Source organism: Stenotrophomonas sp. JAG2, assembly GCF_041080745.1.
Classification (GTDB): domain Bacteria; phylum Pseudomonadota; class Gammaproteobacteria; order Xanthomonadales; family Xanthomonadaceae; genus Stenotrophomonas; species Stenotrophomonas maltophilia_AA.
This window is the reverse complement of the sequence record NZ_JBEUMH010000015.1, coordinates 1-22,191: the sequence shown is the minus strand read 5'-3', so window position 1 is coordinate 22,191 and position 22,191 is coordinate 1. Positions and strand designations below refer to the sequence as shown.

20 protein-coding genes are annotated in these 22,191 nt (G+C 67.1%); 16 read left to right on the top strand and 4 right to left on the bottom strand.

Features of this window, described 5'->3' with window-relative positions; all coding sequences use genetic code 11:
* Positions 1-13: 13 nt before the first annotated feature.
* The 5 genes from AB9O74_RS16590 (at position 14) to AB9O74_RS16570 (ending at position 7,572) form a co-directional block, all read left to right on the top strand.
* Complete coding sequence (locus AB9O74_RS16590) at positions 14-691, top strand: ion channel (RefSeq protein ID WP_176988273.1); 678 nt, start codon at positions 14-16, stop codon at positions 689-691.
* Positions 692-941: 250 nt separating this feature from the next.
* Complete coding sequence (locus tag AB9O74_RS16585; RefSeq protein WP_369349952.1) at positions 942-3,275, top strand: winged helix-turn-helix domain-containing protein; 2,334 nt, start codon at positions 942-944, stop codon at positions 3,273-3,275.
* A gap of 114 nt (positions 3,276-3,389) precedes the next feature.
* Complete coding sequence (locus tag AB9O74_RS16580; protein ID WP_176988275.1) at positions 3,390-4,271, top strand: helix-turn-helix transcriptional regulator; 882 nt, start codon at positions 3,390-3,392, stop codon at positions 4,269-4,271.
* Between the two features lie 68 nt (positions 4,272-4,339).
* Positions 4,340-7,192, top strand: a complete 2,853-nt coding sequence (locus AB9O74_RS16575; protein ID WP_176988276.1) for a TonB-dependent siderophore receptor — start codon at positions 4,340-4,342, stop codon at positions 7,190-7,192.
* A 173-nt stretch (positions 7,193-7,365) separates the two neighbouring features.
* Positions 7,366-7,572 (top strand): hypothetical protein, encoded by a 207-nt coding sequence (locus AB9O74_RS16570; RefSeq protein ID WP_176988277.1) that lies wholly within the window; start codon positions 7,366-7,368, stop codon positions 7,570-7,572.
* Between the two features lie 55 nt (positions 7,573-7,627).
* Here the strand turns inward: AB9O74_RS16570 and AB9O74_RS16565 are convergent, their stop codons facing one another.
* Positions 7,628-8,746, bottom strand: coding sequence for an HDOD domain-containing protein (locus tag AB9O74_RS16565; RefSeq protein WP_176988278.1), 1,119 nt, complete (start codon positions 8,744-8,746; stop codon positions 7,628-7,630).
* Between the two features lie 153 nt (positions 8,747-8,899).
* On the bottom strand, positions 8,900-9,436 hold the full coding sequence (gene ppa, locus AB9O74_RS16560) for an inorganic diphosphatase (protein ID WP_019183821.1): 537 nt from the start codon (positions 9,434-9,436) through the stop codon (positions 8,900-8,902).
* Positions 9,437-9,604: 168 nt separating this feature from the next.
* Between ppa and AB9O74_RS16555 the strand changes: the two genes are divergently transcribed.
* The 5 genes from AB9O74_RS16555 (at position 9,605) to AB9O74_RS16535 (ending at position 15,481) form a co-directional block, all read left to right on the top strand.
* Positions 9,605-10,156: a hypothetical protein gene (locus AB9O74_RS16555; RefSeq protein WP_369349951.1), complete on the top strand. Its 552-nt coding sequence runs from the start codon at positions 9,605-9,607 to the stop codon at positions 10,154-10,156.
* Positions 10,157-10,198: 42 nt separating this feature from the next.
* Entirely contained in the window at positions 10,199-10,675 is a 477-nt protein-coding gene (locus AB9O74_RS16550) for a hypothetical protein (RefSeq protein ID WP_369349950.1), read from the top strand.
* A gap of 99 nt (positions 10,676-10,774) precedes the next feature.
* Complete coding sequence (locus AB9O74_RS16545; RefSeq protein WP_176988280.1) at positions 10,775-11,275, top strand: RNA polymerase sigma factor; 501 nt, start codon at positions 10,775-10,777, stop codon at positions 11,273-11,275.
* Positions 11,276-11,417: 142 nt separating this feature from the next.
* On the top strand, positions 11,418-12,374 hold the full coding sequence (locus tag AB9O74_RS16540) for a FecR domain-containing protein (RefSeq protein WP_369349949.1): 957 nt from the start codon (positions 11,418-11,420) through the stop codon (positions 12,372-12,374).
* A gap of 191 nt (positions 12,375-12,565) precedes the next feature.
* Complete coding sequence (locus AB9O74_RS16535) at positions 12,566-15,481, top strand: TonB-dependent receptor (RefSeq protein ID WP_369349948.1); 2,916 nt, start codon at positions 12,566-12,568, stop codon at positions 15,479-15,481.
* Positions 15,482-15,574: 93 nt separating this feature from the next.
* On the opposite strand, the gene AB9O74_RS16530 is transcribed toward AB9O74_RS16535, so the two are convergent.
* Entirely contained in the window at positions 15,575-15,832 is a 258-nt protein-coding gene (locus tag AB9O74_RS16530) for a DUF2789 domain-containing protein (protein ID WP_369349947.1), read from the bottom strand.
* 163 nt (positions 15,833-15,995) lie between these two features.
* Here AB9O74_RS16530 and AB9O74_RS16525 point away from each other — a divergent pair, with 163 nt between their 5' ends.
* The 5 genes from AB9O74_RS16525 (at position 15,996) to AB9O74_RS16505 (ending at position 19,041) form a co-directional block, all read left to right on the top strand.
* The gene (locus AB9O74_RS16525; protein ID WP_176988284.1) at positions 15,996-16,583 is read left to right on the top strand and encodes a biliverdin-producing heme oxygenase; all 588 of its coding nucleotides are present in this window, start codon (positions 15,996-15,998) and stop codon (positions 16,581-16,583) included.
* Between the two features lie 49 nt (positions 16,584-16,632).
* A complete protein-coding gene (locus AB9O74_RS16520; RefSeq protein ID WP_319208444.1) occupies positions 16,633-17,025 on the top strand; it encodes a YbaN family protein in 393 nt (130 codons plus the stop codon).
* Between the two features lie 124 nt (positions 17,026-17,149).
* Entirely contained in the window at positions 17,150-17,881 is a 732-nt protein-coding gene (gene exbB, locus AB9O74_RS16515; RefSeq protein WP_369349946.1) for a tonB-system energizer ExbB, read from the top strand.
* 9 nt (positions 17,882-17,890) lie between these two features.
* Entirely contained in the window at positions 17,891-18,316 is a 426-nt protein-coding gene (gene exbD, locus AB9O74_RS16510) for a TonB system transport protein ExbD (RefSeq protein ID WP_369349945.1), read from the top strand.
* Positions 18,313-19,041, top strand: a complete 729-nt coding sequence (locus AB9O74_RS16505) for an energy transducer TonB (RefSeq protein WP_369349944.1) — start codon at positions 18,313-18,315, stop codon at positions 19,039-19,041. The genes exbD and AB9O74_RS16505 overlap by 4 nt, the downstream gene beginning before the upstream one ends.
* Before the next feature lie 63 nt (positions 19,042-19,104).
* On the opposite strand, the gene AB9O74_RS16500 is transcribed toward AB9O74_RS16505, so the two are convergent.
* Entirely contained in the window at positions 19,105-21,132 is a 2,028-nt protein-coding gene (locus AB9O74_RS16500) for a sodium-translocating pyrophosphatase (protein WP_346478920.1), read from the bottom strand.
* 362 nt (positions 21,133-21,494) lie between these two features.
* On the opposite strand from AB9O74_RS16500, the gene AB9O74_RS16495 reads away from it, so the two are divergent.
* The gene (locus tag AB9O74_RS16495; RefSeq protein ID WP_346478921.1) at positions 21,495-21,998 is read left to right on the top strand and encodes a hypothetical protein; all 504 of its coding nucleotides are present in this window, start codon (positions 21,495-21,497) and stop codon (positions 21,996-21,998) included.
* Positions 21,999-22,191: the final 193 nt, after the last annotated feature.

Sequence of the window (22,191 nt, the reverse complement as noted above, 5' to 3'; positions counted from 1 at the left end):
GGTGGGGACAATGATGGCGATAGCACGCAGCACCAAATGGTTGGCGATCGCGCGCCGGCATCCCTCGGCGTGGCTGCTGGCGGTGCAGCTGCTGGGCGTGCTGCTGTACCCGGCGATGGACGAGGCCGGCGCAAGCCGCGCGCTGTTCGGTGCGTTCGGGATCGCGGTGCTCGGCCTGGCCCTGTGGGTGGTACGCCGCAGCCCGTTGGGAATGTGGGTGGCGCTGGTGCTGGCGATCCCCTCGGTGGTGTTCTCGATCTCGGGCGCGCTGCTGGGACGTCCGGCGCTGGTCACCACCGCCCAGCTGCTCGAATGCCTGCTGTACTTCTATACCGCCGGCAGCCTGATCGCCTACATGCTGCAGGACCACAAGGTCACCCGTGACGAGCTGTTCGCCGCGGGGGCCACCTTCACGCTGTTGGCCTGGGCATTCGCCTTCGCATTCGCGGTGTGCCAGCAGTGGTACCCGGGGAGTTTCGTGGCCACCAGCGAGAGCGAACTGCGCACCTGGATGGAGTTGCTTTATCTGAGCTTCAGCTTGCTGTCCGGGGTTGGACTGAGCGATGTGGTGCCCATCCATGCGCAGGCACGGGCGCTGGTGATGCTGGAACAGTTCGCCGGCGTGATGTACGTAGCGCTGGTAGTCTCGCGCCTGGTCGGGCTCACGATGATTCGTCGCATACAAAGCTGAATCGCGCATAAAAAATTCGCGCCCGAAGGCGCGAATGCTGAATCAATTTATGTGGATTCGTCGGCGAGAGAGAGCCTGGTGTTGGCCACACGCACAGGTGCGGTTAACCCACATAGGCTAGTATTCGCGCGCTTCAGTGTTTTTGCGCTTTGCGCTGATGCCTTGTGCGGAATCTGGCGGTTCGTTCGGTCGTTGTCGATTGTGATGAATGCTGCGTTCCAGTAGTCCTGCATTCACTCGTGTCACCGGAATGATCATCAACGACAGTGAGCGAACGTCAGCCGATGTAGTTCGAATCGGCGATTGCACCGTCATTCTTTCCTCGCGGGAAGTGATGGTGGTGGGCGTGCGTCGCCCGCGTCGATTGACGCCCAAGGCGCTGGGCGTACTGAGGGCATTGATGCGCTCGCCGGGCGCCGTGGTGACCCGCGACGAACTGTTCGCCGAGGTCTGGCCGGATACGCTGCCCACCAACGACGTGCTGACCCAGGCCGTCACCCAGCTGCGCAAGGCCTTCGCCACCGACGAAGAGGCCGGTACCGCCTATATCGAAACCATCGCCAAGACCGGCTATCGCCTGCTCGTGCCCGTGAGTGCGGTCGAGGACGTGCGGGGCCTGGCGGCGATGGACGGCGTCGACCCCGATGCGCTGGACGCCACCACGGTGCTGCCCCCGGCCACCGCGCCGTCGCGCAGGCGCGTTGACGGGCCGCTGCGTCGGCAGTGGCGCCGCACCCGGCGTTACATCCTGCTCGCCATCGGCGTGGCGATGTTGATCGCCCTGCTGGTCATGGCGGCCCTGCTGGTACAGCGCGAACGGCCCGCCACGGCGGTGGACGCCGCGATTGAGGACGGCACCCGGGTGATCGGCAGCCCGCAGCGGCCGTACCGGCTGATCACCGCCACCTCGGGCTTCGAGACGTATCCCACGCTGTCGCCGGATGGCTCGCAGGTCGCCTACGAGGCCGATACGCCGGCACGCCAGGGCAGTGTCATCAAGGTGCAGACCTCCGGCAACGCGCCGGCACGCGTCCTGATGGATACGCCGGCCACGTATTCCGACCGGTTCCCGAACTGGTCGCCCAACGGGCGCGACATCGCCTTCGCGCGGTTCGGTCCGGATGGCAGCTGCGAGGTCATCATCGCCAGCGCCACCGGCGGTGCCCTGCGTCATGTCACCCGCTGCGATGGCACCGAGCTGCTCAGCTTCGACTGGACCCCGGACGGTCGCGGCCTGCTGTTCGGCTCACTGTCGGGCAAGTACGCGCATCGCGGCATCCGTACCCTGAACATCGCCAGCGGCAGCTGGACCGCGCTCGACTACACGATCGATGCGGACAGCTTCGAGTACGCGCCGCGCTATTCGCCCGACGGGCGCTGGATCGTGTTCGTGCGCAATCCGCAGGTCGGCGACCTGTGGCGGATCCCGGCAGAGGGCGGTACGCCGGAACAGCTCACCAACGATTCCGCTGAAATCCGCGGCTGGGCCTGGCGCAGCGACAGCCGCCACATCGTGTTCGGCCGCCGCGTGGACAGCGAAGCGCGCCTGTATGAACTGGACACGCGCACGCGCACGCTGCGCGACCTGGGGCTCGACGATGCGCAGGCGCCGGCGTTGTCGCGCAGCAACAACATGCTGGCCTTCATGCACCGCCGGGCGCAGTTCGGGCTGTTCAAAGTGCCGATCAACGCCGACGGCCCGGGCGCGCCCGAACGCCTGTTCGCCTCGGGCGGGCGCGATGCACAACCCATGATCGCGCCGGACGGCCGGCAGCTGGTCTTCAGCTCCAACCGCTCCGGCAGCTATGCGCTGTGGTGGGCGGACCTGCAGCGGCCTGAATCGCTGCGGCCGATCGAAGGCCTGCGCCCGGAGACCCGCCAGATTCCGGACTGGTCGCGCGACGCCCGCCATCTGCTGGTGCTGGGGCGTGATGAACACGCCAATCCGGCCATCTTCGAAGTCTCCCCGCGCGACGAGCAGACCGTGCGCCTGGCGGTGCCGGTGGCGCAGCCGCTGCAGGCCCTGTATGGGCAGCGGCCGGAACAGCTGCTGGTGGTCGAGCGCGATCGCGACGAACGCATGCGTCTGTCGCTGTTCGATCGCACCGCCACGCCCTGGCGCCTGCTCGGCAGTATCGAAGGCGTCTCCCAGGCACGCTATGACGTGGCGGGCGAACGCGTGCTGTTCACCCGCTTGTCGGCCAGTGGCCTGTGGTCGGCCGATGCCGCGCTGACGCCACAGAGCATCCGCCAGGTCCGCAGCGATCAGCCCTCGCGGTGGCGGTACCGCGCATGGACGGTCTCCGGCAACGGGCAGATCGATTACCTCTCCAACCGCGCCGACTGCGCCACCGTGTTTGCCCGCCTCAGCGCGACCTCGGGCGACGGCGCGCACTGCCTGGACGCGGATCGGCTGGGCACCGGCAATGGATTCAGCGCAAGTCCGGACGGTAGTGCGGTCTATGTGGCCCTTGCCGTGGCCGATGGGTCCGACATCGGGGTCATGAGTCTGCCTGAAGCGACCTCGTCATTCTTCCCGGCCTTCTCCAACCTGCTGTTTATGAAGGGAAAAGACCCTTCGTAAGTTCTTCGTGAGGTTGTCGTGGCGAATTCGGATCAATCTCGCCAAGACGTCCTGAGGGCAGTCGCCTGATTTGGCAAAACTGCACGCCAGCAAAGGCAAACTCACGGTGCAGTCATGCGTCAGCTCTCCCTGGCCGATCGCGGTCAATCTCTTTCCCTGGACAAGGCCATCGACGATGGCGCGTTGCCGAACTGCCTGGGCGTTGCCCGGTTGGGCAGCCTGCAGACCGCCGGCACGACGTTCACGGTCTGGATGCAGGTGCGTGGCAGCGCATGGGTGGAATCCAAGGAGGGCAAGTTCCGTCTGCGCCAGCGTGAGTGGATCGCCTTCGAGAAGGACTCCAAGCCGATGGTGCAGGCCGGACGTGATGGCCTGTGCATCGGGTTGAGCCTGTCGCCGGACGCGCTGCGCGCGCTGGGCGAACTGGCCGACTGCAATCTCTACGCGGGCCGCGGCACGATGACCCGCGGCGAAATGCGCGTGGCGATGCGCCTGTGGCGTGACGCACTGACCAGCGACCGGCCGATGCAGGGCCTGCGCCCGGCGTTGCTGCACCTGGCTGCGCTGCAGCAGGGCATGGCCACCGGCGTGCAGCGTTGCCCGGGCCGTTCGCGCAGCCGCAAGCGCCAGGTGTTCGGGCGCATGCAGCGTGCGCGCCTCTATCTGGAAGGCAACAGCCACCGCGTGGTGCGCATCGGTGAACTGGCCGAGCTCACCAACTTCTCCAGCTGGTACCTGTCCAAGACCTTCCAGAGCCTGTACGCGGAGAGCCCGCAGTCGCTCTCGGCGCGCCTGCGCCTGGAGCGTGCGGCCGATCTTCTGCGTGATACCGACATGATGGTGGGCGAGGTGGCCGCGGCCAGCGGGTTTGACAACTGCTGCAGCTTCGCACGGGCGTTTCGGGCCCGTTTCGGGTTGTCCGCGTCACGCTACCGTGAGGCAGGTGCGAACCTGTCGCCAGAGTCGGCAAAGTCTTTGGTTGCATCACGCAAATAATTAGCTGCAACGCAATCGTAACTTTCCGAGGCGGTTTAACACGCTACTAACGTACCTCGGAGAGATAAATGAATTTTCGTACTCCTGCAGTGCGGCTGGGCCTTCTGCCCGCCGGCATTGCGCTCGCGCTCGTGCCGAGCTTTGCCTCGGCGCAGGAAGCTGCTGCCGGCACCACTGACCTGGACCGTATTTCGGTCACCGGCTCGCGCATCCGCGGCGCCAACATGGAGACCCAGCAGCCGATCCTGACGATGACCCGTGAAGCCCTGGAAAAGCAGGGTTTCTCGAGCGTCGCGGACGTGCTGAACAACCTGACCTCGGCCGGTTCCCCGGCCATCTCGCGTTCGGATTCGCTGTCCTCCGGCGAGAACGTGGGCGGCTACTACGTCGACATCCGTAACCTGGGCGCCCAGCGCACGCTGGTGCTGATGAACGGCAAGCGCCTTGGCGCGTCCACCTCCGGCCTGCAGGATCTGAGCCAGATCCCGATGTCGGCTGTCGAGCGCATCGAGATCCTGAAGGACGGCGCGTCCTCGATCTACGGTTCGGACGCCATCGCCGGCGTGGTCAACGTGATCACCCGCAAGAACATCGACGGCGGCGAAGCCAGCGTCCGTGTTGGCCAGTTCGGCAACGGCGACGGTGACGAGCAGCAGTACTCGATGACCCTCGGTGCAAAGGGCGAGCGCGGCAGCCTGACGCTGTCTGCCGAGTACTCCAAGCAGGATCCGGTGTGGGCCAAGGACCGCTGGTACAGCCGTGACGGCTCGCTGGGTCCGAACTCGACCAGCGAAGACTGGAGCCCGATCAGCCAGAATGGCAGCTGGTGCAACCCGACCCTGTTCGACTGCACCAAGGGCACTGCCGTGTGGCAGACCCTGAACGCGGGCGGCAACCCGAAGAACGCCGGCGATTACCACGAGCTGACCTCCGACGAATTCGCCAACGCCAATGAGCAGATGACCCTGCTGACCGGCGTCAAGCGCAAGTCGGTGTACATCAACGGCACCTACGACTTCACTGATTCCATCAGCCTGAACACCGACCTGCTCTACAACGAGCGTCAGACGTTCCAGCAGATTGCCGGTTACCCGTACCAGTCCGCTGCATCGAACATCAACACCCCGCTGTCCGGTTCCAGTGCGTTCAACCCGCTGAGCCAGGACATCAGCTTCCGCCGTCGCCTGTGGGAAATGCCGCGTACCAGCGAAAGCCAGCTGAAGACCCTGCGCTTCGCGCCGACCGTCAGCGGCTACTTCGAGCTGGCCGGCAAGACCTTTGACTGGGACGTGGGTGCCCTGTGGAACCGCAACGAGTCGATCGTGACCCAGCGCGGCGACATGAGCCTGATCGCTTCCCAGCAGGCCCTCGGCCCGTCGTTCGTCGACGCCGGTGGTGTTGCCCGTTGCGGCACCGCCGCCAACCCGATCCTGGGCGATTGCCGCCCGTGGAATCCGCTGCTGCCGTACGGCGTTGCGGGCCAGGGTTCGCTGGCTGACCAGGAACTGCAGGAATTCCTGTTCCCGACCTTCACCACCCGTGGCGTGACCAAGACCACCAGCTTCACCGCCAACCTGGCCGGTTCCATCGTGACCCTGCCGGCCGGCGACCTGGGCTTCGCCATGGGCGTGGAGCACCGCAAGGAAGAAGGCAACTATGTGCCGGACGCCTTCGCGCAGTCGGGCAAGTCCACCGGCCTGGGCCAGAAGCCGACCCAGGGTGAGTACGATCTGAACGAGGTCTACCTCGAACTGAACGTGCCGATCCTGGCCGACATGGCGTTTGCCAAGGAACTGACCTTCAACGTTGCCAGCCGTTATTCGGACTACAGCAACTTCGGTGGCACCACCAACAGCAAGTTCGGCCTGACGTGGCGTCCGATGGACGAGCTGCTGGTCCGCGGTACCTATGCGGAAGGCTTCCGCGCTCCGACCATCTCCGATCTGTACGGTGGCCTGAGCTCGAGCTTCGAGTCGTACATCGATCCGTGCGGCGTCACCGCGCCGGGCAGCGTTGCCGGCAACGGCCCGTGCTCGGCCGCTGGCGTTCCGGCCAACTACACCCAGATCGGCCAGGGCAACAAGGTCTGCTCGACCCTGCCGTGCCAGTCGGGTGACCAGTTCGTTTCGGGTGCCAACCCGAACCTGACCCCGGAAACCTCCAAGAGCAAGACCGTCGGTCTGGTCTGGAGCCCGCGTTGGGTGCAGGGCCTGGACGTCTCGCTGGATTGGTACCGCTACGAGATCAGCGACATGATCATCGAAGACAGCGTCGACCGCATCCTGCGTGACTGCTACGTGCTGGGCAACTCGGCCCGCTGCGAAGGCGTCGTTCGTGCACCGGACGGCCACGTGAGCGCGCTGACCTACGGCACCGCCAACCTCGGCAAGATGGAAACCGAAGGTTACGACCTGGGCATCAAGTACCGCCTGCCGGAGCTGGCCATCGGCCAGTTCAACATCGATTGGCAGACCAGCTACCTGTCCAAGTACGACGAAGCCGGTGAAAACAGCAACGGCGACCCGATCATGATCGGCATGGTCGGCCAGTCGGGTGACACCACGCTGTTCCGCGTGCGCTCGAACCTGGGCGTCAACTGGGCGATGGGTGACTTCGGTGTCAACTACACCGCGCGTTACTACTCGGGCCTGAGCGAGTCGTGCATCTCGATCGGCTGCACCGACCCGAACCGCTTCGCCAACGGTGAAGCCGCTCCGCTGCGCAAGACTGGCTCCAACACCTTCCACGACCTGCAGGTCAGCTGGCAGGCTCCGTGGGATGCCACCATCGCAGTGGGCGCCAACAACGTGTTCGACCACAAGGGTCCGCTGATGTACTCGGCACCGAACTCGAGCTTCGCCTACTACGGCGGTTTCGATATCGGCCGCTTCCTGTACATGAAGTACACCCAGCGCTTCTGATCCATCGAAGCAGTGGTGCAAAACAAAGGAGGGCGGACCGCAAGGTCCGCCCTCTTTTCATTGTGGGGTAAGGAAATTCTGAGTTTTAGCGGATGGTGATCTGCTTCACATTATTGGGTGAATTTCAGTTGATACCGTCAATCGGTCCAATGACGGACGATGGAGGGCTCGATATGAAAATGACGTTCGCTCAGAAACTCGCCGGCGTGTTCCTTGGCACACTGGCTGTGGCGGGAAGTGCATCGGCCGGCCTCATTGTCTGCAAGGGAGGCCGTTACTGCGACACGCTGCGCATCGAGTGCGTCAACTCTGGCGAACTGCCCGCCGCCTGCGAGCAGATGTGGCGCCTGTGCGTGCTGGACGCCTGTCCGCAGCGCTGAAACGACGATGGCGCGCCATGACGGCGCGCCATCCTTTTTACATACCCTCGCGCGCTCAGGCGTCGCTGGCAACCAACCCCATCAATCCATTGGCGTGATCGCGCCACTGCGGCAGCTTGTTGAGCACGCCGGCGCGCTGCAGGTACTCCTCGTCGACCGGGTCGCCATTGATCAGCGCCAGCGCCACGTGCACCGCGCCGGTCACCCAGAAGCTGCGGGTGTTCGAGCGTTGCGGCTGCAGGTGGAAAGCCACGGCCTCGATGATCGGCATCGGCAGGCCCCACAGTCCCAGTAGATAGGCACCCGCCTCGGCGTGGCCCGGGCGATCGTCGGCCGCGTCGTCCGGCGTGCGCTCGTTGCGCACGCCCGGCAGCAGCAGGCCGATGTCCGCCAGCAGGGCGGCGGTGGCGCCGAGTTCCGCGCTGGAGTCGGGCAGCAGCTTGGCGGCCAGGCGCGAAGCCAGCAGCGCGCGCTGCTGCAGTGAGTTGCGCTCGGCCCCGGACAGTGGCTGGGCGGAAAACACTTCGCTGGCCAGTACCAGGTCGCGCAGCGTCGACAGCCCCAGGCGGGTCACCGCCGTGCGCAGGTCGGAGATGATCCGGCCATTGTTGAAGAAGGCGGAGTTGGACAACTGCAGCACCTTGGCCGCGATGGCCGGATCGGCCGCGACCAGCTTGGCCACGTCGGCGGTATTGGTGTCGTCGTCGTGCTCCAGCGCCTGGGTGAGGGTCAGGTACAGATGCGGCGGGGAGGGCAGCTTCTCGATCCGGCCGATGGCGCTGCGCAGGCGCGCGCTGTCGAGCAGTTCGCGCAGCTCTTCCAGGCTGGTCAGGGCCTCGAGCAGTACTTCCGGGGCCAGCGGCATCGGGAGGAAGCGATGGGCCACGCCGATCAGGCGTGCCGGCGGCGGGCGGTTGCCGTGCTCGGCATCCACCAGCGCGATGCGGATGGTCTCAGGGCGCAGCGTGCGGATCTGGCCGAGCAGCGTGGTGGCGTTGAGATCGGGCAACTGGGGGCACACGATCACCGCATCCACGGGCGAACCGGCGACGATGCCCATGGCGCTCTGGCCATCGGTAGCGGTCAGTGGTTGCCACTCTTCCCCAAGATCGGCAATGAATTCCAACAGCTCAGCCGACAGGCTGGCTTCGTCCCCAACAAGCAGAATGCGCACGACACGGTCCCCTGGCTGACCACGGTGAAACGCACCGTGGACGGTGTGAAGAGACGCAATGTACCCAATCCGGCACGAATAGTGATGTGCCGCATTGAAAAAACGTGATGCGCATCGCTCCGGCAGCGCTGTGCCGGAGCGACGGGGTCACTCTCAGGCGATATTGCCGAGGTAGCGCTGGTGCGCTTCGACCAGGATCTTCTTGGCTTCGGCGGCGCCGCCCCAGCCGTCAAGCTTGACCCACTTGCCCTTTTCCAGGTCCTTGTAGTGCTCGAAGAAGTGGCCGATGCGCTCCAGCCAATGGCTGGACACCTGCTCGATGTCCTCGACGTGGGCATAGCCACTGAACACCTTGGAGATCGGCACGGCCAGGATCTTCTCGTCGCTGCCGGCTTCATCGCTCATCTTGAGCACGCCGACCGGACGGCAACGCACCACCGAGCCCGGGACCAGCGGCAGCGGCAGCACCACCAGCACGTCGGCCGGATCGCCGTCGCCACACAGGGTGCTCGGCACGTAGCCGTAGTTGCACGGGTAGCGCATCGGGGTGGAGAGGATGCGGTCGACGAAGATCGCGCCGGTTTCCTTGTCCACTTCGTACTTCACCGGCTCGGAATCCTTCGGGATCTCGATGATGACGTTGATTTCTTCCGGCGGGTTCTTGCCCGGCGAAACGAGTTCCAGACCCATGGGTGTGCTCCAGCTGAGAGGGGGTAGGGCGCAAAGTCCGCCATTTTATGCCTTTGCCGGCCGCCGTGCAGCGGCCGGCGGCGCAAAGGGTGTTTCACCGACCCTGCCGCGGGCGGGAGAGCCGGCACCACTGCCTGAAATCCCCACCCAGCGGCGCGGCTGGCGCCGATGTCCCCGCCCGGCGCGGCCGCCGATCATGGCAGCCAACCCGTCTGGAGCCTGGTGATGATGCTGATGAACCCGCTGGCGACCGTATCGCTGGCCTTGGGACTGCTGCTGGCAACCGGCGCCAGTGGCGCCTCCGGCCGGCAGGACGCCTATGTCGACCTGGTCGACTTCCCGCACCAGGAGGCCAACTGGGATCGCTTCTACGCCCTCGAAGACCACCTGATTCGCGCATTCCACGATATCTGTGGCGACACCTACTGCGAGGGCGAGTACAGCAACCACATCGCGCTGCAGTTCCGCTGCTCGGTCCATGCGGGCAGCGGCACGGTCCACGCCTGCAGCCTGGTGATCGGCGCCGGCAACCTCGAGGTGGACGGCGGCACCGGCCAGGTGGTCCCTGACAGCCGGACCTGGGCCTGCGCCACGCCATTGGGGGCCAACACGCCGGTGGAGGCGCTGCATGCGGTCCTGGCGCTGGGCGACCCGTTGCGCAGACCGTTGCCCGGGTCGGGCCGATCCATGCACGACGCCCTGATCGACTGCCTCAACTGACCGGTTGGGGCGTCCCTCTCACTTCGTACAGGAATACTGCCGATGAAGAGCTTCATTCCGCGCGTGCTGCTGGTGCTTGCCAGCTGTACTGCCGTCGCCACCGGCCATGCTGCCGGGCCCTACGTCGATGCCCGGGTGTACCCGACCCAGTCCGAAGGCTGGGAACGCTTCCGTGCGGTGGAAGCGCGGCTGGTGCGCGGCTTCGATGACATCTGTGGCGACACCTTCTGCGAAGGCGAATACCACAACCTGCAGGCGTTGCGTTTCCGCTGTTCGGTGGAGGCCGACACGGGGCGGGTGGGGGAATGCCTTTGGACGTTTACCGGCAGCACCGCACGCGTGGACACCGCCACCGGCCGCATCGCGGTCGACGCACGGACCTGGGCCTGCCGGGCACCGCTGCAGGACGACACGCTGCTCCCGGTTCTGCTGCAGACCCTTGAGGCGGGCGACGCACTGCATGTCGCGTTGCCGGGAACCTCGGACAGCATCTATGACGGGCTGACCGAGTGCCTGTAGTGCCGCGCGCTCAAACGTGACTCATTCTCATTTGGGGAGTAACATGCCGCGCCTTACGGATGGCCGCCCTCCGGCGGTCCCGCTTCGTGCATCGGCCCCATGTCCTCCAACGCCACCACCCTCACCGAGCTGTTGATCCGCGAGCGCCCGGCGCTGCTGCGTCTGGTCCAGCGCATCCTGGGCAGTGACGGCGGCGCAGAGGATGTGATCCAGTCGATCTGGTTCAAGGCCCGCAGCGTGGACGGCGGCCAGTCGATCAGCAATCCCCGGGCCTACCTGTATCGGTTGGCGGCGAACCTGGCGACCGATCATGGCCGTGAGCGGACCCGGCGCTCGCGGCTGTTGGCCGACCACTATCTGTGGGGGCCGGATGAGGTGCTCTCGACCGAAGAGCAGGCGATGGCGCAGGACGAACTGCAACGCGTGCTGGAGGCGGCCGAGCATCTTCCCGAACCCACCCGTACCATCTTCCGTCTCAACCGGTTGCAGGGCATGACCCAGGTCGAGGTCGCCAGACGCCAGGGCGTGTCGGTGACAACCGTCGAGAACCACGTGCGCAGCGCGCTGCAGCGGCTGGCCTGGGCGCGCAGCGGGCGCTGAGCGTCATGCACGCGGGCTTGGGGAAGCCCGTTTCCCATCCGTCTTGATCATAATGCCGTCCCTTCCGGCCTCTTCCCTCTTCCCTCGTCCGCGCGCGACCGCGCGACTCCCGCCAGCCATGAGCCCGCACGAACCGCCTTCGATGTCCCGACCCTTGCCGCCGTCCGATCCTGCTGCCGTCCAGGCCCGTGCCTGGATTGCCTGGCTGGCCTCCGGAGCGGTCGAACCGACGCAGATGCAGGCGTTCGAGCAGTGGCTGGCCGAGCCGGACAACCGCCGTACCTTCGAATACGAGCGCCAGCTGTGGCGCAGCCTCGGGCCGCGTCCGGCATCGGCCCCGGCCGGGGCACGGTCGCGGCATCGCGCACGCTGGCCCGTCGCCGCGGCCGCCACCGCGGCGCTGCTCGCACTGACCTGGGTGGCACCGGAGGCGTGGCTGCGGCTGCAGGCGGATCACCGCAGCGGGACGGGCATCCAGTCCGTGGCGCTGCCCGATGGCAGCCGCGCCGTGCTCGATGCCGACAGCGCGATCGCGGTCCGCTACGACGGCCAGGTGCGCCGCATCGCGCTGCTGCGCGGGCAGGCCTGGTTCCAGGTGACGCCTGATCCGGCACGTCCGTTCCAGGTGGATGCGCAGGGTGGCGTGATCGAAGACATCTCCACGGCGTTCGCGGTTGCGCGCGAAGACGATCACGTGGAGACGATCGTCGAACAGGGACGGGTCCGCGTCGCGGCGTCCGATCGCACTGGCTGGACCTACCTGGATGCCGGCCAGCGCGCGCGTTTCGCCGCGGGCGAGCGGGTGACGCGGCAGGAGGACGTGGCGCTGGACCGGATCGCGGCCTGGCGTGAGGGTGAACTGCTGATCGAGGCGGCCGGTGTCGAGGATGCGGTCCGGCGCATCGCGCGCTATCGGCCCGGCGCTACGTTCGTGCGCGGGGATCTTTCGACCCTGCCGTCGGTCAATGCGGCCTTCCGCATCGACCGGCCAGAGCAGGCCCTGGACGCGCTGGCGGTGAGCGCTGGACTGACCGTCACCCGGCTGCCGATGGGCGTGGCGATCGTCGCACCGGCCACGACCCCGATTACGACGGAGTAATACCGCACGCGGTGCCGTCATGGCATCTGCGCGCCAGGCAAGTCACGCACGCGCATTGGTCTTGGGGCTGCGCCCCGTTCGTTCGTCTTATCCGGCATAACGTACCCGCCGCCGCCACGTACGTCCGCTGCATCCGCACCTGCGTGCGGGTGACCCGCCTCTGCGGCACTGATCCTCTGACAGGTTTTTCCATGCGCATTTCCACCCGCGCGGGCCATCGTCCGCGCCCGTCACGTCTCTGCATCGCCCTGCTCACTGCCGGCCTGGCGGCCGCGCCCGCACTCCCGGCCCTGGCCCAGTCCGGCCCGACGTCCGCTGCGGCGACCCTGCGTTTCGACATCCCCGCCCAGCCGCTGTCCGATGCCCTGCGCACCTACATGCGCCAGTCCGGGGTGCAGGTCGCCTATCCGGCCGCGCTGGCCGAGGGCGTGATCTCCAGCCCGGTGACCGGGCAGATGGACGCGCCGGCGGCGTTGCTGCGCCTGCTGCAGGGCAGTGGGCTGAGCATGCGCCCGGTGGGCCCCGACGCGGTGACCCTGGAGCGCGCGGCGGTGGCGGCCAGTGACGATGGCCTGATCGTCACCGACGCGCTGAGCGTGGCCGGTGACCGCATCGACGGCGGCAGCGATACCGAGCGCGCGCTGGGTGTGTACCGCACCGCCGGCTCCAGCGCCTACATCGCGCGCGCCACCATCGAACGCTTCCGCGGCAGCTCCACTGCGGACATCGTCAAGGGCGTCGCCGGCGTCACTGCGGGTGACCCGCGTACCGCCAACGCGCTGGACGTGAACATCCGCGGCATCCAGGGCCAGAGCCGCATCCCGGTGATCATCGATGGCGGGCAGTCGACCATGGACACCTACCGCGGTTACGCGGGCCAGTCGCAACGCACGTATCTCGATCCGGACCTGATCTCCAACATCACCATCACCAAGGGCCCGAGCCTGGGCGTCAACGCCTCCGGAGGCATCGGTGGCGTGGTCGAGATGGAAACGCTGAAAATCGAGGACGTGCTGCGCGACGGCCGCGATGCCGGCCTGCGCGTGCGCACCGGCATGGCCAATGCCAGCGCCAACAACGTACCCGCCTACGACGCCGCACCGCGTACCGACCGCAGCGCGCTGGGCAGCCAGTTCTTCAACATCGCCACCGCCAAGCACTGGGATCGTTTCGACCTCGTGGCGGCCTACGCATGGCGCGAGAACGGCAACTATTTCTCGGGCAAGCACGGCTACGACGATTTCCCGCAGACCCGGCGCACTCTGGCGCCGTTGAATCCGCCTGACACCGAAGTGTTCAACACCTCCTCGCGCTCGGAGTCGTTCCTGCTGAAGGGCACCTGGCGCATCGACGACAACCAGACGCTGGAAGCCGGCTATCGCCGCTATGAAGGCACCGCCGGCGAGATCATGGCCTCGCAGATCATCCGCGTGGACCGCGACCGCGTGCCGCAGTGGGATCCGGGCCATGTCGACATGGATGCCTACAACCTGCGCTACCGCTTCAACCCGGACAACGAGCTGATCGATCTGAAGGCCAACCTCTGGTACACCGACGCCGACAGCCTGATGTACAACGGCCTGACCGGGATCACGCCGTGGTACTTCGATCGCCGCACCGAGTGGTACGACGGTCCGTCGTTCAACACCGATCCGGGTTACAAAGATGCTTACCGCAACGAGCTGACCCAGACCCGGCTCGGCTTCGACGTGGGCAACACCACGCACCTGGATTCCGGTGCCGGCCTGTTCACGCTGGACTACGGCCTGTCCTTCAGCGACGAGGACGTCGGCCCCGGCCCGCACTCGCCGGTGATGCACGACGATCTGGTCAACAACCGCTTCCTGCGCAACGCCGAGCGCAAGGAATACAGCGCGGTGGCCTCGGTCAAATGGCTACCGGACGAGCATTGGGAAGTGGTGCTCGGCGGGCGCTACAACCGCGTCAACGTGCATGACCGCAACCGCCTGGCCACGCCGGATAGCTACGGCGTGATCGGTCAGTACCGCTACACCCAGCTGCTGGATGGCAACCCGAACCTGCCGGCATGGCGGGCCAAGCGCATCGCCATGCTGAACTGGTATCCGGATGCCAATGGCCAGTTCACCGAGGCCTCGCTGCTGGCCTCGCCGTACGAGAAGGGCACGGTCGGCGACATCACCGGCTGGAACTTCTACGATGCGGATGACGCCGAAGATCTGCGCGTGCCGGTCAGCTGGACCTGGTCGCAGCCGATCCGGCGCCGCGACAGTGCCTTCATGCCCAGCGCCAGCGTTGCCTACCGCTTCGATGAAGACACGATGGTGTACGTGAAGTACGCCGAAGGCGTGAAGCTGCCCAGCCTGTTCGAAACCACGCTGGGCCTGTTCACCGCGGCCAAGCCGACCGGTGAGCTCAAGCCGGAGCGGGCAGGGACCTGGGAAATCGGCGCGAGCACGGTGCGGCACGGCCTGTTCACCGAGGGCGACCAGGCCGGGTTCAAGCTGGCCTACTTCAATACGCGCATCGATGATCTGATCACCCGCGACTACCGCACCCTGTCGGCCGGCCTGATCCGCAACGTGGACCGCTTCAAGGTGTCCGGCGTGGAGTTGCAGTCCAGCTATGACAGCGGCACGGTGTTCGCCGATCTGTCCGCGCATTACTACATCGAGGCCAAGACCTGTGCGCCGGACATCGCCGCCGAGCGCCGCGCCTACGGTATCCAGCGGAAGATCGAGGAACTGAAGAACACGCCGGACTGTGTCGATGGTGGCTTCGAAGGGTCGTACAGCAACACCCAGAACCCGCCGCGCTACAACGTCAACCTGACCCTGGGTTCGCGGCTGTTCGACCAGCGCCTGAGCTTTGGCACCCGGGTGATCCACAACGCCGGCCCGATCAGCAGGCTGGACAAGGAATGGAACGTCGGCCTGTCGGCGATCCAGCAGCTGTACCGCCCGGCGACCATCGTCGACCTGTTCGCCAGCTGGCAGGCCAGCGAGCAGTTCGCGGTGGACCTCAACGTGGACAACCTCACCGATCGCTACTATCTCGATCCGCTGGCGCTGGGTGTGATGCCCGCACCGGGCCGGACCGTGCGGCTGGCGCTGACCTACCGCTACTGATGCCCGGACACGACAGGGGCCGGCATTGCCGGCCCCTGCGTGCATCCGACCGGCACACACCGTGCCCGGCCGCTGTCAGCATCGCGCGACCGATCAGCCGGCGTTGGCCTGCTGGGTCGCATCGGCGTGCAGGGCTTCGCTGAGCTCATCGACCACGATCGCCCATTCCGCATCCGAGCGCAGCTGCTCGGTGAGGAACTGGCGCTGACCGTCGTTCCAGTACGGCGCTTCGATCAGGCGGATGTCGTTGGGGAGCTGGTGGTCGCGGATGAAGGCCGCGATCGCCGCCTCGCTGGCGTCCAGCCCGAGCTGCAGGAACAGGTTGGTCATGCGCGGTTCGGTCGTGATCATCGTGTCATTCCAGTGGCAGGGCGTGGTCCGTATTATCGGGGCAACGCCGTGACGGTGGCATGTGACGGACGCAACACGGGTCCACGCGACACGGGCTTGGGGTTGCACCCGTGCCAGACGTCTTCAACAGAGAACCGCGCCCACTTCCCCTGCAAGCACTGCCATGATCGTCATCGATACTCCCGAAGCCACCCGCAGCCAACGCCTCAAGGCCGCCACCCGCGACAGCCATGGCGCGCTGGACAAGCGCATCATGGCCGGCGACATCTTCGCCAGCCGCGACCTGTTCGCAAAATTCCTGCGCGTGCAGTACCGCTTCCACCGCGATATCGATGCGCTCTACGGCAACCCCGCGCTGGACGCGCTGCTGCCCGATCTGGATGAGCGCCGCCGTCTGCCGCTGATCGCCCGCGATCTGGCCGACCTGGAACAGACCCTGCCGCTGCCGGCGTCGACGCGCCTGGATGGCGATCTGCCGCTGCCGGCCGCGCTGGGCTGGCTGTACGTGGCCGAAGGCTCCAACCTCGGTGGCACCGTGCTGTACAAGATGGCGGCCAGGCTTGGTCTGGACAGCGATTTTGGCGCGCGCCATCTGGCCGCGCATCCGGATGGCGCGGCCCGCCACTGGCGCGAGTTCACCGCCGCACTGGATGGTGTGGCGCTGACCGCCGCGCAGGAGCAGCAGGTGATCGATGCGGCCGATGCAGCCTTCCGCAGCGTGCACGGTCATGTCGAGGAAGAATTCGCATGATCGCCGCCCGCGCCACGCCCGCGGTGCCGGACACCCACGGCCGCCCGTGATGCGCTGGCTCTGGTTCGGTCTGGGCTGGATCATGGTGGCGCTGGGCGTCATCGGCGCCCTGCTGCCGGTGATGCCGACCACGATCTTCCTGATCCTGGCTGTCGGCTGTTTCGCGCGCAGCTCGCCGAAGTTCGAACGCCGGCTGCTCGAGCATCCCCGTTACGGGCCCCCGCTGCGCCTGTGGCGCGAGCAGGGCGCGATCAGCCGCAAGGGCAAGGCCTTCGCCGGGGCCGGCATGGCGTTCGGCTTCGTCATGTTCTGCTGGGGCGCGCATCCGTCCTGGCCGCTGCTGCTTGGCGTCGGGGTGTTCTTCGCGGCCAGTGCGGCATATGTGCTGTCGCGGCCCGCGCCGCGGCCGCCCGGCGTGCCGGTTCCCCCGTCGGAGCGCTGAACGCGGTGCCCCGCCTGCGCGGATCCACACCGCATCACCCCGATACTTCTCCGCCTCCCTCTTGCCTCCCTCTTGCCTCCGGTGCTGCCCCGCGCCGCGACGCCCCTGACAGACGACCCTGCTGATGACCCTGCCGATCGATGTTCCTGCCGCCGTGGCGGCATTGCCGCATGACCTGACCCCTTGGGGCATGTACCAGGCCGCCGATGGCGTGGTTCAGACCGTGATGATCGGGCTGGCACTCGCCTCGATCGCCACCTGGACGGTGCTGGTCGCCAAGACCTGGGAGCTGGGCCGGCAGCGCACGCGGTTGCGCCAGGCCCGCGCGCTGCTGCTGCAGTCGGCGCACCTGCCGGCGCCCCGGACGCATGCGCTGCTCGACGAGGGCGCGGCCCACGCGCTGATCGACGCGGCCCGCACCGAGCTGCGCCTGTCGCAGGACGCGCACGATCCGGTCGGCATCAAGGAGCGCGTCGCCTCGCGGCTGGAACGCATCGAACTGGCGCATGCGCGGCAGCTGCGCACCGGGGTCGGCCTGCTCGCCAGCATCGGCGCGATCGCGCCGTTCGTCGGCCTGTTCGGCACGGTGTGGGGGATCATGAACAGTTTCATCGGCATCGCCCACGCCAACACCACCAACCTGGCCGTGGTCGCCCCGGGCATCGCCGAGGCGCTGCTCGCGACCGCCCTGGGCCTGGTCGCGGCGATTCCCGCCGTGGTGATCTACAACCACTTCACCCGCGTGCTGGCCGGCATCCGCGGCCTGCTGGGCGATCTGTCCGCCGGGGTGCAGCAACTGGTCTCGCGCGATCTGGACCGGCGCGGCAACGCCTCTGCCGTGCGCGACGCGCGCTGAGGAGCGGCCATGGCCATCAAGACCGCCCGCCACGACGACGACGCGCTGGAAGAAAGCCACGAGATCAACGTCACCCCCTTCATCGATGTGATGCTGGTGCTGCTGATCATCTTCATGGTCGCCGCGCCGCTGGCCACGGTGGATACGCCGGTGGACCTGCCGGCCAGCACCGCAAAGCCGCAGCCGCGCGATGGGGAACCGGTGTTCCTCTCGGTGCAGGCCGATCTGTCGCTGAGCATCAATGACGTGCCGGTCGGCACGGACGGGCTGAAAGCCACGCTGGAACGGCTGACCGCCGGTGATCACGAGCAGCGCATCTACCTGCGCGCCGACCAGGCCGTGCCCTATGGCGAGCTGATGCAGACCATGAACGCGCTGCGCGCCGCGGGGTATCGCCGGATCGCACTGGTTGGCGTGGAGCAGCGCAGCGAATGAGCCGCGACACTCCTGCATCGCTGCGTTGGGCGGGCAGCCTGGCCCTGGTGCTGGCCGCGCATGCGCTGCTGATCGGCGGCGCGGTGTGGTGGCAGCAGCGCGCGCCGGTGCTGGTCAGTGATATGCCGGTGGAAGCGGTGATGGTGGAGCTGGCGCCGGTCCCGGAGGCGCCGACCGCGCCACCGAAGGAGATGCCGCCCGGGCCGTTGCAGCAGGAGCAGCATCGGCCCGAGCCCACGCCGGTGCCCAAGGTCGATCTCCCGCCGGACGACACGCCGGACGCGCAGGACGTCCTGCGTCGCGAGACACCCCGCGAAGAAGAACCGACCGACCAGCGCAACGTGGAGCAGACGCTGGCACCGCCGGATGTGTCGGCGCGACCGTCCGAGCGCTACGCCGCCACGCAGACCGTTGCCGGCCGCCAGGGCCCTGCGGCCGTCACCTGGCAGGGCCTGCTGCTGGGCCATCTGGAACAGTTCCGCCGCTACCCGCGCCAGGCCGAGCGCCTGCGCCAGCAGGGCGTTGCCTATGTGCGCTTCTCGGTGGACCGGCAGGGCAACGCCTCCAACATCCGGCTGGGACAGAGCAGCGGCCATGCGCTGCTGGATGAGGAGACCCTGGCCACGGTGCGGCGCGGCAGCCCGTTGCCACCGCCGCCCGCGGAGATCACCGGCGACCCGGTGGAGGTGATGGTGCCGGTGACGTTCTTCCTCCGGCGGCGTTGAGGCGTGGCGCCCCGCACGCGCTGCACGGACGCGCTGGCATGAGGCCAGCGCGTCCGTCATTCCTCAGAGCAGCGGCACCAGCAGCAGGGCCACGATGTTGATGATCTTGATCAGCGGATTGATCGCCGGACCGGCGGTGTCCTTGTAAGGATCGCCGACGGTATCGCCGGTCACCGCGGCCTTGTGCGCCTCGCTGCCCTTGCCGCCGAAGTGGCCATCCTCGATGTACTTCTTGGCGTTGTCCCACGCGCCGCCGCCGGTGGTCATCGAGATCGCCACGAACAGGCCGGTGACGATGGTGCCGATCAGCAGGCCGCCGAGCGCACGCGGCCCGAGCAGCAGGCCGACCACCACCGGCACCGCGACCGGCAGCAATGACGGGATGATCATTTCGCGGATCGCCGAGCGGGTGAGCAGGTCCACCGCACGGTCGTACTGCGGCTTGCCGGTGCCGTCCATGATCCCGGGAATCTCGCGGAACTGGCGGCGCACTTCCTCCACCACCGCACCCGCCGCGCGACCCACCGCCTCCATCGCCATTGCGCCGAACAGATAGGGAATCAGGCCGCCGATCAGCAGGCCGATGATCACCTCATGGTTGGACAGGTCGAAGGCGAAGACCTCGCCGGGATTGGCGGCCTGCAGGTTGTGCGTGTAATCGGCGAACAGCACCAGCGCGGCCAGGGCGGCCGAGCCGATCGCATAGCCCTTGGTCACCGCCTTGGTGGTGTTGCCGACCGCATCCAGCGGATCGGTGATGTCGCGGATTTCCGGCGGCAGTTCGGCCATCTCGGCGATGCCACCGGCGTTGTCGGTGATCGGGCCGTAGGCATCCAGCGCCACGATCATGCCGGCCATCGAGAGCATCGCGGTCGCGGCGATGGCGATGCCGTACAGGCCACCGAAATAGTGCGCCAGCCAGATCGCCACGCACACCGCGATCACCGGCAGGGCAGTGGACTTCATCGAGACACCGAGGCCGGCGATGATGTTGGTGCCGTGCCCGGTGGTGGAGGCCTGCGCCACGTGCTGCACCGGCTTGTACTGGGTGCCGGTGTAGTACTCGGTGATCCACACGATCAGCCCGGTCAGCACCAGCCCGATCAAGGCGCAGAAGTACAGGTTCAGCGCACCGTGCGCGTTGTCCGGCATCAACTGCGTGGTGATCGGGTAGAACGCGATCGCCGCCAGCACGCCGGACACGATCACGCCCTTGTACAGCGCGCCCATGATCGAGCCGCCGGGCTTCACCTTGACGAACAGCGCGCCGATGATCGAGGCGATGATCGACACCCCGCCCAGCACCAGCGGATACAGCACCGCATTGGCACCGGCCTCGGCGATCATCAGGTTGCCAAGCAGCATCGTCGCGATCACCGTGACCGCATAGGTTTCGAACAGGTCGGCGGCCATGCCGGCGCAGTCGCCGACGTTGTCGCCCACGTTGTCGGCGATCACCGCCGGGTTGCGCGGATCATCCTCGGGAATGCCGGCCTCGACCTTGCCCACCAGGTCCGCGCCGACGTCAGCGCCCTTGGTGAAGATGCCGCCCCCCAGTCGCGCGAAGATGGAAATCAGCGATGAGCCGAACGCCAGCCCGACCAGCGCATGCAGCGTCTGCGCCACATCCAGGCCCAGCTTCAGCAGCAGCGCGTAATACCCGGCCACGCCCAGCAGGCCCAGGCCGACCACCAGCATGCCGGTGATCGCACCGCCGCGGAAGGCGACGTCCATGGCCGCGCTCAGGCCGTTGCGGGCGGCTTCGGCCGTGCGCACGTTGGCGCGCACGGACACGTTCATGCCGATGTAGCCGGCCGCGCCGGAGAGCACGGCCCCGATCGCGAAGCCGATCGCGGTGTACCAGCTGAGGAAGAAGCCGACCAGCACGAACAGCACGGCACCGGCGATGGCGATGGTCAGGTATTGACGGTTGAGATAGGCGCGCGCGCCTTCCTGGATGGCGGCGGCGATTTCCTGCATGCGGGCATTGCCAGCCGGTTGCCGGAGGATCCAGCGTGCCGACACGATGCCGTAGAGAATCGCGAGAATGGCGCAGAACAGCGCCAGAGAAAGCCCGTAACGTTCCAGCATGTCCCCTCCCGGGTGATGGAATGACATCCAGTGAACGGATGAACTTCTCCACGCGGGGGCACAACGGGCTGCAACCATGAACCAACCCGTTCAGACCGTGCCCGGTCTTCAAGCGTGTGGCGGTGTTCAGCAATCCCTGGTGACCCGAGTATGCGGGCAAATCCTCGATGCATGCCAGCAAGGATTACAAACCGCATGCGCGTGCCCGGATCGCCACCGACGGAAGTAGTGCCGGCCGCTGGCATCGGTAGTGCCGGCCGCTGGCCGGCAACCACGCCGATCCGGACGACGGGCCGCCTTTGCCACGCCGTTCAGCCACCCACTGGCAGCCTCGGCCCATCCCCAGCCGTTGGAGCCCTGCCATGTCCCCCCGTCATCTGTTGTGGCTGGCCCTGTTGCCCGCCGTGTCCTCCTTCGCCGCCGAGACCCCCGAACTGCAGCGCGCCGCGGGCACCCCGCAGGCGGTGGGCGCGGCCCACACCCTGCGCCAGATTCCCGAAGCCTGCGCGCGGCTGGAAGGCGTGTTCACCGGCGAAGCGGCCCAGCCATACAAATTCGCCGTGGTGCGCACCAGCGAGCAGTGCCAGCCGCGTGCCCGTTTCGTCGATTACGACAAGGCGCAGCCCAGCGAAGCCAAGGGCTGGAAACTCAACGATGTGATCCGCGTGCCGAATGCGTCGTGCCCGGCGCAGCAGGCCGTCGTCCGTGTGTGGCGCATGCCGGTCACCACCAAGCCCGAGCTGGATGGCCAGGGCCAGTCGCGCATCTATCTGGAAGACGCCAAGAAGCAGGCCGCGGCCGGCAAGATCGCCCAGGTGCCGATGTTCGCCGCGCAGATGAAGGTCGAAGGCAAGGCCTGCAACTGACTTGACCACACACCGGTAGTGCCGGCCGCTGGCCGGCTCCACGCGGACCGTCAGATCCCCGATGAAACCGGCCACTGGCCGGCTCCCAGGACTCTGCCGCACACCGCGCTGCCGGCCAGCGGCCGGCACTACCTGAGCGCCGGACAGCCCCAAGGTGCCGGCCAGCGGCCGGCACTACCCGAACGCCGGACAG

Coding starts and splice junctions, on each gene's coding strand:
- AB9O74_RS16590 (WP_176988273.1), top strand. CDS start 14: ATGGCGATAGCACGCAGCACCAAATGGTTGGCGATCGCGCGCCGGCAT.
- AB9O74_RS16585 (WP_369349952.1), top strand. CDS start 942: ATGATCATCAACGACAGTGAGCGAACGTCAGCCGATGTAGTTCGAATC.
- AB9O74_RS16580 (WP_176988275.1), top strand. CDS start 3,390: ATGCGTCAGCTCTCCCTGGCCGATCGCGGTCAATCTCTTTCCCTGGAC.
- AB9O74_RS16575 (WP_176988276.1), top strand. CDS start 4,340: ATGAATTTTCGTACTCCTGCAGTGCGGCTGGGCCTTCTGCCCGCCGGC.
- AB9O74_RS16570 (WP_176988277.1), top strand. CDS start 7,366: ATGAAAATGACGTTCGCTCAGAAACTCGCCGGCGTGTTCCTTGGCACA.
- ppa (WP_019183821.1), bottom strand. CDS start 9,436: ATGGGTCTGGAACTCGTTTCGCCGGGCAAGAACCCGCCGGAAGAAATC.
- AB9O74_RS16555 (WP_369349951.1), top strand. CDS start 9,605: ATGTCCCCGCCCGGCGCGGCCGCCGATCATGGCAGCCAACCCGTCTGG.
- AB9O74_RS16550 (WP_369349950.1), top strand. CDS start 10,199: ATGAAGAGCTTCATTCCGCGCGTGCTGCTGGTGCTTGCCAGCTGTACT.
- AB9O74_RS16545 (WP_176988280.1), top strand. CDS start 10,775: ATGTCCTCCAACGCCACCACCCTCACCGAGCTGTTGATCCGCGAGCGC.
- AB9O74_RS16540 (WP_369349949.1), top strand. CDS start 11,418: ATGTCCCGACCCTTGCCGCCGTCCGATCCTGCTGCCGTCCAGGCCCGT.
- AB9O74_RS16535 (WP_369349948.1), top strand. CDS start 12,566: ATGCGCATTTCCACCCGCGCGGGCCATCGTCCGCGCCCGTCACGTCTC.
- AB9O74_RS16530 (WP_369349947.1), bottom strand. CDS start 15,832: ATGATCACGACCGAACCGCGCATGACCAACCTGTTCCTGCAGCTCGGG.
- AB9O74_RS16525 (WP_176988284.1), top strand. CDS start 15,996: ATGATCGTCATCGATACTCCCGAAGCCACCCGCAGCCAACGCCTCAAG.
- AB9O74_RS16520 (WP_319208444.1), top strand. CDS start 16,633: ATGCGCTGGCTCTGGTTCGGTCTGGGCTGGATCATGGTGGCGCTGGGC.
- exbB (WP_369349946.1), top strand. CDS start 17,150: ATGACCCTGCCGATCGATGTTCCTGCCGCCGTGGCGGCATTGCCGCAT.
- exbD (WP_369349945.1), top strand. CDS start 17,891: ATGGCCATCAAGACCGCCCGCCACGACGACGACGCGCTGGAAGAAAGC.
- AB9O74_RS16505 (WP_369349944.1), top strand. CDS start 18,313: ATGAGCCGCGACACTCCTGCATCGCTGCGTTGGGCGGGCAGCCTGGCC.
- AB9O74_RS16500 (WP_346478920.1), bottom strand. CDS start 21,132: ATGCTGGAACGTTACGGGCTTTCTCTGGCGCTGTTCTGCGCCATTCTC.
- AB9O74_RS16495 (WP_346478921.1), top strand. CDS start 21,495: ATGTCCCCCCGTCATCTGTTGTGGCTGGCCCTGTTGCCCGCCGTGTCC.